The following is a 10,658-nucleotide window of genomic DNA, read 5'->3' as shown; positions in this document are numbered from 1 at the left end:
TCCCTCCGCCCTGTTTGGGGGGGGGGGGGGGGGGCCGGGGCCCCCCCCCCCCCCCCCGCCCGCGCGCGGGGCCGCGCCCCCCCCCCCCCCCCCCCCCCCCCACGGAGAGGGGGTCTGCGGCCGACGTGCCAAGCCGCCGCTCGCCTCAAAGGATCGCGCGTGCTCGTGAGCTTCGGCATGGCGACAATCCGATGGAAGCAACCCTGTGGAACGAACTGAAAGCCAAAAGGCTTGGTGGATATAAATTCGTGCGGCAGATGCCGATCGGGCCGTATTTCGCCGACTTCGCCTGCCGAAGCGAAAAGCTGGTCGTTGAACTGGACGGAAGTCAGCATGCCGCGAGTTCCTATGACATGCGTGGCGAAGGGTTCTCGGTAGTGCGGTTCTGGCACGTCGACGTAGTCAAGAGCCGGACAGGCGTTTGCAAGACCGTTCTTGCGGCGCTGGAAGGGCGATTGGCCGAAGACGTGATCGCCTCGGACCTGAGGTTCGTTTTTGCGGCCAAGAAGGTTGGAGGTGGCGCTCTATGATTGCCCCCTCTCCGTCTCGGGCTTCGCCCGAGCCACCCCTCCCCCGCGTTGCGGGGGCGAGGAACCAGAGATAGCCATGACCACCTTCACCCCCGCCACCGCAGCCGAAGTCCTCTCCACCGTCCAGTGGGCGGCTTCGGAAGAATCGTCGCTGGAAATCCTCGGCCATGGTTCCAAGCGCTGCATCGGCCGTCCGCTGCAGACCGAACATACGCTCGACCTGTCGAAACTGTCCGGTGTCACGCTCTACGAGCCGGCCGAACTGGTGCTGTCGGCCAAAGCCGGCACGCCGCTCGCCGACATCGAAAGCCTGCTTGCCGAAAACGGCCAGCAGCTGGCCTTCGAGCCGCTGGACTATGGCCCGCTGCTCGGCGGCGAAAGGGGAAAAGGCACGATCGGCGGCGTGCTGGCCGCGAACCTTTGCGGCCCGCGCCGGCTGAAGGCGGGGGCGGCACGCGACCATATTCTTGGCATAGCAGCGGTTTCGGGCCGCGGCGAGGCCTTCAAGTCCGGCGGCCGCGTGGTCAAGAACGTCACCGGCTACGACCTGTCGAAACTCATGGCCAACAGCTGGGGCACGCTGGCCGTGCTCACCGACGTCACCTTCAAGGTGCTGCCATCAGCCGAGACCGAAGTCACGCTCGCCGTCCGTGGCCTGCTCGACGACCATGCCGCGGCGGCCATGGCGCTGGCGCTCGGCTCCAGCGCCGAAGTGTCGAGTGCTGCGCATCTTCCCGAACGCGTTGCTGCACGGGTCGCCGGCGGCAGCCTCGGCAATGCCGCAGCGACATTGCTGCGCGTCGAGGGGTTCGGGCCGTCGGTCGCCTACCGCATCGCCGCGCTGAAAGACCTGCTCGGAAATGCCGGCCCGCTCGATGAAATTTCGGGCGAGATCTCGCATTCTGTTTGGCGCGATATCAGAGATTGTTTGCCGTTTGCCGACGGCCTGGAAAAGCCGGTGTGGCGTGTGTCGATGGCGCCGGCGCAAGGCCACCAGATGGTGCTAGCGCTGCGCATGCAGGCGGCCGTCGATGCGTTTTATGACTGGCAGGGCGGACTGATCTGGCTGCGCATGGAGCATGGCGATCCCGAAGCCGATCTTCTGCGCGGCCTGGTGAGACAGTATGGCGGCGGCCATGCGACGCTGGTGCGCGCCGCGCCTTCGCATCGCGCCGCTGTGCCGGTGTTTGAGCCGCAGGCGCCCCAACTGGCAGCACTGTCGGCGCGGCTCAAAGCCGAAGTCGATCCTAAGAATATCCTCAATCCCGGCCGTATGGCGCCGGCTGCAAGCTCTGCTACTCTTGGCACGGCAACCGAGGGAGCAGCATTATGAGCGACATCAATCCGAGCCCGACCGATTCAGGTAAACCTGCGCCGCGCCAGACCGACCGCTGGCTGGAGCCGGGTACGACCAACGCGCTGGTCATCTACATCCTCTATCTCGCCAGCCTCGTCATCGGCGTCAGCGGTATTGTCGGCATCGTGCTGGCCTATATCAACCGCGGCAAAGCAGGCGGCTTCGTCGAAAGCCACTACACATTCCTGATCCGCACCTTCTGGATCGGCCTGCTTTATGCCCTGATTTCGGTTGTGCTGATGATGGTGGCGATAGGCGTCGTGCTGATGTTCGCCGTCGCTGTCTGGTTCATCGCCCGCTGCATTCTCGGCTTGCAGGCGCTGCAGCGCGGCGAGCCGGTTAAAGACCCGGAAAGCTGGTTCCTCGGACTTTAGAGCATGATCTCGCACCGAAGGTCAGCGTAGCAAAAAGTGGGAACCGGTTTTCGCTGGAGATCATGCTCAAACGGTAAGGACTCTTTGCGTGCAGACCAACTTCTCAGCTGCCCAGCTTGCCGATCCGCATGTCGCGGAATCGGAAAAGATCCTGCGCAAATGTGTGCATTGTGGCTTCTGCACGGCTACCTGTCCGACCTACGTGACATTAGGCAACGAGCTGGACTCGCCGCGCGGGCGGATCTACCTGATCAAGGATATGCTGGAGGACGGTCGCCCCGCCGACAAGGAGATCGTCACCCATATCGACCGCTGCCTGTCCTGCCTCGCCTGCATGACAACCTGCCCGTCCGGCGTCAACTACATGCATCTGGTCGACCATGCCCGCGCCCATATCGAGGAGACCTACAAGCGCCCGCTGCCCGATCGGCTGACGCGCGCCATGCTGGCTTTTGTCCTGCCTTATCCCTCGCGGTTTCGCGCCGCGCTCAAGCTGGCGAGGCTCGGCCAGCCGTTCGCCGGAATGTTCGAAAAGATCCCGGCGCTAAAGCCGTTGGGCGCGATGCTCAATCTCACCCCGACGTCGGTTCCCGCGGCCTCGCCAATGGCTTCGCCGGGCACCCATGCCGCGCAGGGCACGAGAAAAGGCCGCGTCGCCATTCTCACCGGCTGCGCACAATCCGTGCTCGATCCCGCTATCAACGACACGACGATCGCGCTGCTGACGCGGTTGGGCGTCGAGGTCGTGGTTCCCGAGGGTGAGGGCTGCTGCGGCGCGCTGGTGCATCACATGGGCCGCGAGGAGGCAGCCCTTGCCTCGGCCAGGCGCAATGTCGACGCCTGGACGCACGCCATCGACCAGGGCGGGCTGGATGCCATCGTCATCACCGCGTCGGGCTGCGGCACCACCATCAAGGACTACGGCTTCATGCTGCGCCTCGATCCGGCCTATGCCGACAAGGCGGCGGGGGTGTCGGCGGTGGCCAAGGACATCACCGAATATCTGGCAACCCTCGATCTGCCCGAGCCGGTGCGCAAGCCCGGCACCATCGTCGCCTATCACTCCGCCTGCTCGATGCAACACGGCCAAAAAATCACCCGCCAGCCCAAGGAGCTTCTGGCCAAGGCCGGTTTCGTCGTGCGCGAGCCGCGCGAAGGGCATCTGTGCTGCGGCTCGGCCGGCACCTACAATATCCTGCAGTCCGAGATTTCGGCCCAGCTGCGTGACCGCAAGGTCAGGAATATCGAGGCGACGGGTGCTGAAATTATCGCCACCGGCAACATCGGCTGCATCACCCAGATTGCGTCCGCCGCGAAGCTGCCGGTGGTGCACACGATAAAACTGCTCGACTGGGCCTATGGCGGGCCGAGGCCGGAAGGCGTTCCGGACAACAGGGCAGTCGTGGCAGCGGAGTGATGGGACTCCGGACTGCTCTCACTCCGCAGCGAGCTTGTCCACCACACCGTAGGCCGCGTGGTAGCGTGCGCGTTGGCGGCTGAGCGCCACCATCGTGTTGCGCAAAAGAATCGCCACAGTGATCGGGCCGACGCCGCCCGGCACCGGCGTGATCCAGGACGCGACATGCTTGACGCTCTCGGCGTCGACGTCGCCGACGATGCGGCTCTCGCCGTCCGGTCCTGTCTCGGCATTGATGCCGATGTCGATGACGGCGGCACCCGGCTTGACCATGTCGGCCTTGATCAGCCGCGGCTTGCCGACGGCTACGAACAGCGCATCGGCACGCCGCGCGTGCGCTGCCACCGAGCGCGTCATGTGATGGCAGACCGTCACCGTCGCGCCCTCGCTCATCAACAGGAAGGCGATCGGCTTGCCGACGATCTCGGAGTGGCCGACGATGACGACCTCGAGCCCCTTCAGATCGAGGCCGGTCTCCTTCAGCAGTTCGACCGAAGCGGCCGCCGTGCACGGTGCGAGGTCTAGCTGGTTGTAGACGATGTTGCCGATCGAAGCTGGGTGCATGCCCTCGACGTCCTTGAGCGGATGCACCGCCGCCTGCAGCGTCTTGATCGGGATATGCACCGGCACCGGCCGCTGGATGATGATACCGGTGACGCGCGGATCGGCATTAAGACCGTGGATCGCTGCTTCGAGTTCGCCGGCGGTGATGTCGGCGGGAAATCGTCTTTCCTCGAAACCGATACCGGCCAATGCCGCCTTGGCGCGCTGGTTGCGCACATAGACATCGACCGCAGCTGTGTCGCCGACGGTAATCGATATCAGTTTGGGCGGAAAACCTTCGGCGGTGGCGATCGCCGCATCCTCGCGCACCGAGGCGATGATCCGTTGGGCGACCGGGCCACCTTTGAGATAGCGGCTATCATCGGACAGGGACATGGAGATGGGCCTTTGTATGGAAGCGTTGCAGCCGACATAGCAAAATAACGAGAAGAATGGCAGCGAGAATGCGAACCGCCATACCTCTGGCGCGACGTCAAACCCGACCCTGCCAAATCTATGCTATCCGTCCTAGAAACAGAAAGGGCAGCGCGGTTGCCGCGCTGCCCTTTCTTGACTGGCCGCATCCCCACACGGCCCGTCCCCCGTATCCGATGATCCAGAGTCTCCTGGACCGAACCGGCAAAATCAACTGCAGATTACATCACCACAACCGTCGTGCCAACACTGACCCGTTCATAGAGGTCGACGACGTCTTCATTTCGCATGCGGATGCAGCCCGACGATACGGCGCCGCCGATCGTCCAGGGCTGGTTGGTGCCGTGGATGCGGTAGAGCGTCGAGCCGAGATAAAGCGCGCGCGCGCCGAGCGGGTTCTCGACGCCGCCGGCGACATAGGTCGGCAGATAACGGCCGTTGGCGGCCTCGCGCGAGATCATCTCCGCCGGCGGCCGCCATTCGGGCCAGACCTTCTTCTGCGAGATCTTGTGCTTGCCGGCCCATTCGAAGCCCGGCTTACCGGTGCCGACGCCATAGCGCCGCGCCTTGCCGTTGCTCTCGACCAGATAAAGGAAATTCTCCCTCGTATCGATGACGATCGTGCCCGCCTTCTCCGGACCATCATAGGCTACCTCCTGCGGCAGGTAGATCGGGTTGATCTGCGGCCGCGCGAGCAGGCGCTTCTTGGCCGGCGCCTGCATCGCCGCCGTATGCAGCTGAGCCGGTTGCGCCTGCCGCTGAGATCGGCGCTGCGGCTTTTGCATCTCTTGCCGGTTCTGGCGGACGATGCCCGGTGCGCGGCCAAGCTGCAGCACCCAGGGCGCCGAAAGGTCGGGGCTCACCATCACTGGCGGCCTGTCGGCATAGCGGTCATTGGCGCTGGAGGGCGTAGCGGCGGCCAGTACGGCAGCGGCGCCGAGCAGCGGGAACAAAAATATCTTCATCGGAAGCACCTTGATCGTCGAACAAGCCGGGGCGCAAAAGATCCCCGATTTCGCGGACATTGGGCGCGGAGCGGCAACCGAAACGTGAATCGGAATGCGTAAAATGCTCCATTGTCAGTAAACCTTTCGGTGTGGTTACCGGCCGGTTCAGGAATCTGGTAAAGCCGCGGTAAAGCCCGCGCTGAGACGCATTAACGAATGGAATTCCGCCATGGATGAGAAGACAGGCCTGCTCGCCGGACCCGATGGTGCCGCGCGCTGCTTCTGGCACGGCAATCTGCCGGATTATCTGCACTACCACGATCACGAATGGGGCCGGCCGGTCACCGACGACCGCAGGCTGTTCGAAAAGATCTGCCTCGAGGGCTTTCAGTCGGGCCTGTCCTGGCTGACCATATTGCGCAAGCGCGAGAATTTCCGCGAGACGTTCGCCGGCTTTGATATCGACAAGATCGCCGCCTTCACCGACGAGGATGTCGAGCGCCTGCTCGGCAATGCCGGCATCATCCGCCACCGCGGCAAGATCGTCTCGACCATCAACAACGCCAAGCGCGCGCGTGAATTGGCCGACGAGGCAGGCTCGCTGGCCGCCTGGTTCTGGCAATTCGAACCCGGCCCGGACGAACGGCCCGAGATCGTCGATCTCGCCCATCTGCGCGCCAACCCGACCACAGCGGTCTCGGTGCGGATTTCGAAGGAGCTGAAGAAACGCGGCTGGAGCTTTGTCGGCCCGACCACCGTCTACGCCTTCATGCAGGCCATGGGGCTGGTCAATGACCATCTCGAAGGCTGTGTCTGCCGCGAGCAGGTCGAGGCGGAGCGCAAGGCGTTCAAGCGGCCAAAGTAGCTTCCTCACCGCGAAGCGAGCGATAAAACTCAAGCGCCGCCGGCGCCGGCCAGAAAAAGTGCGGCAACGATGGCCGCCACAGTGGCAAAAGCCGGATAGATCACCAGCAGGCCGGTCATCAGCGCATCGCGCATGGTCGGTCCCTTGCGCTCGTCCGCGGCGACCTCGAATGGTCCCGCCATTTGGCCTGCCGACCTCGGTGCATGACTATCGGCCCGCCGCAGCCGGGGCAGATCGCGGGCGCCGCTGTCGATGATGTCGAATTCCCGTGCCGTGGTCATGGCCAGAACCCCTTGTTTCGGCGGGATTTATCGACTGCGATTGTGTCGGCACGATGCCGCGCTTATGGCGGAATTGTTTCGTTTTGGTCCCGGTTTGTTTCAGGAAAGGTGCAAACCCTTGCCGCTCCCGGCTGCATCGGTTAGGACACCCGCGCCGTGGAAATCGGTTTGTTCACCCGATCTACGGAACGCCACGAAACACCGAGTACCCATGCCATGGTCGACAAATCGGAAAAGATGAAAGCGCGGCTGCCGCGCGGGCTTGTCGACCGCGGCGCCGACGACATCCGCGCCGTCGAGAAGATGATGGCGACGATCCGCTCGGTCTATGAGCTTTACGGCTTCGAGCCGGTCGACCAGCCGCTGATCGAATATACCGATGCGCTGGGCAAATTCCTGCCCGACCAGGATCGGCCGAACGAAGGCGTGTTCTCCTTCCAGGACGACGACGAACAGTGGCTGTCGCTGCGCTATGACCTGACCGCGCCGATGGCGCGTTTCGTCGCCGAGAACTTTGAGCGCCTGCCGAAACCCTATCGCAGCTACCGCTCCGGCTGGGTGTTTCGTAACGAGAAGCCCGGCCCCGGCCGCTTCCGCCAGTTCATGCAGTTCGACGCCGATACGGTCGGCACGCCGGGCGTCGCGGCCGACGCGGAGATGGCGATGATGATGGCCGACGTGATGGAAGCGCTCGGCATCAAGCGCGGCGACTACGTCATCCGGGTCAACAACCGCAAAGTGTTGGACGGCGTGCTGGAGGCAATCGGCGTTGGCGGCGATGAGAATGTTGGGCGCCGTCTGCAGGTGCTGAGAGCGCTTGATAAGCTGGACAAATTAGGGACGGACGGGGTCTTGGCTCTTCTTGGAGATGGCCGATTAGATGAAAGCGGGGATTTTACAAAGGGAGCGGGACTCACTCAACAAGAGGCGCGAAAGCTTGGAATCTTCCTAACGTACCAGCCAGCCGCCGTTCATACGTTTCTTGAAAACGGCGTTTTAAAACGCGAGATTCGAACCGCGGTCAGGCTGGAGAGCGGCGAAAGAGAATATCGTCCAGTTAGCAACGAGCGAACTATACAAACTCTCCGCGAGCATCTGACAGAGCATCCTACGATCGAACAGGGCCTTGCTGAACTCGATCAAATTGCAAGCTTAGCTGACGCAGCAGGATACGGTGACCGCGTAATCATCGACCCCTCCGTCGTCCGCGGCCTCGAATACTACACCGGCCCGGTCTACGAAGCCGAACTGCTGGCCGAAATTCCCAACGAAGAAGGAAAAATCGTGCGCTTCGGTTCGGTCGGCGGCGGCGGGCGCTATGATGGCCTCGTCTCGCGCTTCCGTGGCGAGCCGGTGCCGGCGACCGGCTTTTCCATAGGTGTCTCCAGGCTGATGACGGCGCTGAAGAACCTCGGCAAGCTCGACACGTCTGACGTTATCGCGCCTGTCGTCGTGCTCACCATGGACAAGGACACCGAAAGCCTCGGCCGCTACCAGAAGATGGTGGCCGAGCTGCGCGCCGCCGGCATCCGTTCCGAAATGTATCTCGGCGGCGCCGGCATGAAGGCGCAGCTCAAATATGCCGACCGCCGCGGCAGCCCGGTCGCCATCATCCAGGGTGGCGACGAGCGCGCCAAGGGCGAGGTGCAGATCAAAGATTTGATGGAAGGCGCCCGCATGTCGGCGGAGATTGTGGACAATGCGGAATGGCGGGCGGCACGACCGGCGCAGGTGACGGCGGCGGAAAGCGAGCTGGTCGCCGAGGTGAGGAAGATACTTGCCGCGCAGGCGGACGATCGAGCAAAGGGTGGCGCGTGAATACCCCCCTCTGGCCTGCCGGCCATCTCCCCCTCAAGGGGGGAAATTGGCAGCCCCACCGCCGGCACCTAGCTTTCAACCTTGAAAATAGAGTGAGGGCAGTGACGAGAGTAATCTCCTCCCTTGAGGGGGAGATGCCAAGTGGTAGCAAAGATGGCAGGCCAGAGGGGGGTGCCTCGCGCCCAACCGATCAATGACATCCCGCTATCCCGCCATCGCATCGGACATCGCCAAGCTCTTCGCCCCGCGAAACACGCATGCGGTCGAGGTGGCGGTACTGCAGCCGGCCGACCCGTTCCTCGACATGGCGGGCGAGGATCTGCGCCGCCGCATTTTTCTCACCGAAAGCGAGACTGGCCTCACACTTTGCCTGCGGCCGGAATTCACCATTCCGGTCTGCCTCGACCACATTGCCAGCCAGGCCGGCACCCCGCGCCGTTATTCCTATCTCGGCGAAGTATTTCGCCAGCGCCGCGAGGGTGGCAATGAATTTTTCCAGGCCGGCATCGAGGATCTCGGCGATCCGGATACGCCGCAAGCCGATGCCCGTTCGCTGGCCGATGCGCATGCGCTTCTTTCGCTGGTGCTGCCGGACCAGGCACTAACGATCACGCTCGGCGACCAGACCATATTCGAGGCCGTGCTCGCCGCCCTCGGCCTGCCGCGCGGCTGGCGCATGCGGCTGGCCCGCGCCTTCGGTTCGGCGGCGATGCTGGAGGCAGCCCTTGCCGACCTCGCCAACCCCCCGCGTAACGGTCAACTCTCGGGCCCCGTCGCTGCCCTGGTCCTCGATGGCGACCTTGAAGGCCTCTCGGCCCACATCGCCGGCGGCATGGAGCAGGCGGGTCTGTCGGCGTCGGCCGGGCGCTCGCCGACCGACATTGCGCGACGCTTGATCGAGAAGGCCGAGTTGCGCAGCGTCAGGCTGTCGAACGAAGCGTTTTCGGCGCTGAAAGCTTTTCTGGCGATTGATGTGGCCCTCGACGGCGCCGCACAGGCGCTTGAAACCTTTGCGGCTGGCGCCGGACTTTCGCTGGGCAAGGCGCTGGACAATTTTTCCGCACGCGCCAAAGCGATCGAAGCTCATGGCTTGCCGGGAAAGACGATCAGCTACGATGCCGCCTTCGGGCGTCCCCTCGATTACTACACCGGCCTAGTCTTCGAGATCACGGTGCAAAACAGCGACCGGCCGCTGGCCGGCGGCGGCCGCTATGACCGGCTGCTGACGCTGCTTGGCGCGAAAACGCCGATCCCCGGCGTCGGCTTTTCCGTCTGGCTCGACCGTATCGAGGCACTGCGGGAGAAGGCGCAATGATCACGCTGGCGATCCCATCGAAGGGCCGGCTCAAGGAGCAGGCGCTGGAGGTGCTGGCCAAGGCCGGGCTTGCCGTCAGCCTGCCCGGCGACGAGCGCAAATACCGCGCCCGCATCGAGGGCGTGGAGAGCGTCGAGGTGGCGTTCCTGTCGGCGTTCGAAATATCAGGCGAGATCGGCCGGGGCTCGGTCGACCTCGGCATCACCGGTGAGGATCTGTTGCGCGAAAGCCTCGCCGACTGGGAGGCGCGTGCGGAAATCGTCGCCCGCCTCGGTTTCGGCAACGCCGATGTGGTGGTGGCGGTGCCCGACATCTGGCTCGATGTCGATACGATGGCCGATCTCGACGATGTCGCCGCCGATTTCCGCCAGCGCCACGGCAGGCGGCTCAGGATCGCCACAAAATACTGGCGGCTGACGCAGCAGTTCTTTTCGCAAAAGCACGGCATCCAGGTCTATCGGATCGTCGAGAGCCTGGGCGCCACCGAAGGTGCGCCGGCGGCGGGATTGGCCGATGTCGTCGTCGACATCACCACGTCAGGCTCAACGCTGCGCGCCAATCATCTGAAGGTGCTGGCCGACGGCGTGATCCTGCGCTCGCAGGCCTGCCTTGTCGCGTCGCGGAAGACACGTGCGGCGGCCGACGAGGCTGTTCTGCGTGACATCGCCGCGAAGATGGCAGGCGTCATCCCTCCCCCTTGAGGGCAGGGGAATCGCGTTTGAGTAGATGGGAAATTGCTTGCCAATTGGCGGGTTGTGGATTCTTGGGAGGACTCC

General features: G+C 63.9%; 11 protein-coding genes. 8 read left to right on the top strand and 3 right to left on the bottom strand.

All coding sequences use genetic code 11. The features are described from left to right. Window positions 1–125: 125 nt before the first annotated feature. The 4 genes from AC0L25_RS22155 (at window position 126) to glcF (ending at window position 3,678) form a co-directional block, all read left to right on the top strand. The gene (locus AC0L25_RS22155) at window positions 126–530 is read left to right on the top strand and encodes an endonuclease domain-containing protein (protein WP_473597470.1); all 405 of its coding nucleotides are present in this window, start codon (window positions 126–128) and stop codon (window positions 528–530) included. 76 nt (window positions 531–606) lie between these two features. Further along, window positions 607–1,863: an FAD-binding protein gene (locus tag AC0L25_RS22150; RefSeq protein ID WP_473597469.1), complete on the top strand. Its 1,257-nt coding sequence runs from the start codon at window positions 607–609 to the stop codon at window positions 1,861–1,863. Beyond that, on the top strand, window positions 1,860–2,261 hold the full coding sequence (locus AC0L25_RS22145; RefSeq protein ID WP_473597468.1) for a DUF4870 family protein: 402 nt from the start codon (window positions 1,860–1,862) through the stop codon (window positions 2,259–2,261). Before AC0L25_RS22150 ends, AC0L25_RS22145 begins: the two co-directional genes overlap by 4 nt. A gap of 88 nt (window positions 2,262–2,349) precedes the next feature. Continuing rightward, a complete protein-coding gene (gene glcF / locus AC0L25_RS22140) occupies window positions 2,350–3,678 on the top strand; it encodes a glycolate oxidase subunit GlcF (RefSeq protein ID WP_473597467.1) in 1,329 nt (442 codons plus the stop codon). An 18-nt stretch (window positions 3,679–3,696) separates the two neighbouring features. Here glcF and AC0L25_RS22135 read toward each other — a convergent pair whose 3' ends face one another. Next, complete coding sequence (locus AC0L25_RS22135) at window positions 3,697–4,617, bottom strand: bifunctional 5,10-methylenetetrahydrofolate dehydrogenase/5,10-methenyltetrahydrofolate cyclohydrolase (protein ID WP_473597466.1); 921 nt, start codon at window positions 4,615–4,617, stop codon at window positions 3,697–3,699. Window positions 4,618–4,877: 260 nt separating this feature from the next. Next, a complete protein-coding gene (locus tag AC0L25_RS22130; protein ID WP_473597465.1) occupies window positions 4,878–5,621 on the bottom strand; it encodes a L,D-transpeptidase in 744 nt (247 codons plus the stop codon). Between the two features lie 211 nt (window positions 5,622–5,832). Between AC0L25_RS22130 and AC0L25_RS22125 the strand changes: the two genes are divergently transcribed. Next, window positions 5,833–6,468 carry a DNA-3-methyladenine glycosylase I gene (locus AC0L25_RS22125; RefSeq protein WP_473597464.1) on the top strand — a complete coding sequence of 212 codons (636 nt, stop codon included), beginning with the start codon at window positions 5,833–5,835 and terminating at the stop codon, window positions 6,466–6,468. 29 nt (window positions 6,469–6,497) lie between these two features. Here AC0L25_RS22125 and AC0L25_RS22120 read toward each other — a convergent pair whose 3' ends face one another. Continuing rightward, entirely contained in the window at window positions 6,498–6,749 is a 252-nt protein-coding gene (locus AC0L25_RS22120; RefSeq protein WP_473597463.1) for a hypothetical protein, read from the bottom strand. A 216-nt stretch (window positions 6,750–6,965) separates the two neighbouring features. Here AC0L25_RS22120 and hisS point away from each other — a divergent pair, with 216 nt between their 5' ends. From hisS to hisG, 3 genes are all read left to right on the top strand, one after another. Next, window positions 6,966–8,567: a histidine--tRNA ligase gene (gene hisS / locus AC0L25_RS22115; RefSeq protein WP_473597462.1), complete on the top strand. Its 1,602-nt coding sequence runs from the start codon at window positions 6,966–6,968 to the stop codon at window positions 8,565–8,567. 193 nt (window positions 8,568–8,760) lie between these two features. After that, entirely contained in the window at window positions 8,761–9,882 is a 1,122-nt protein-coding gene (locus tag AC0L25_RS22110) for an ATP phosphoribosyltransferase regulatory subunit (protein ID WP_473597461.1), read from the top strand. Then, window positions 9,879–10,583 (top strand): ATP phosphoribosyltransferase, encoded by a 705-nt coding sequence (gene hisG / locus AC0L25_RS22105; protein WP_473597460.1) that lies wholly within the window; start codon window positions 9,879–9,881, stop codon window positions 10,581–10,583. The genes AC0L25_RS22110 and hisG overlap by 4 nt, the downstream gene beginning before the upstream one ends. Window positions 10,584–10,658: the final 75 nt, after the last annotated feature.

The organism is Mesorhizobium sp. WSM4813 (assembly GCF_055811555.1).
Note: the sequence above shows the minus strand (reverse complement) of the source record. Positions and strands in the feature narration are given on the sequence as shown.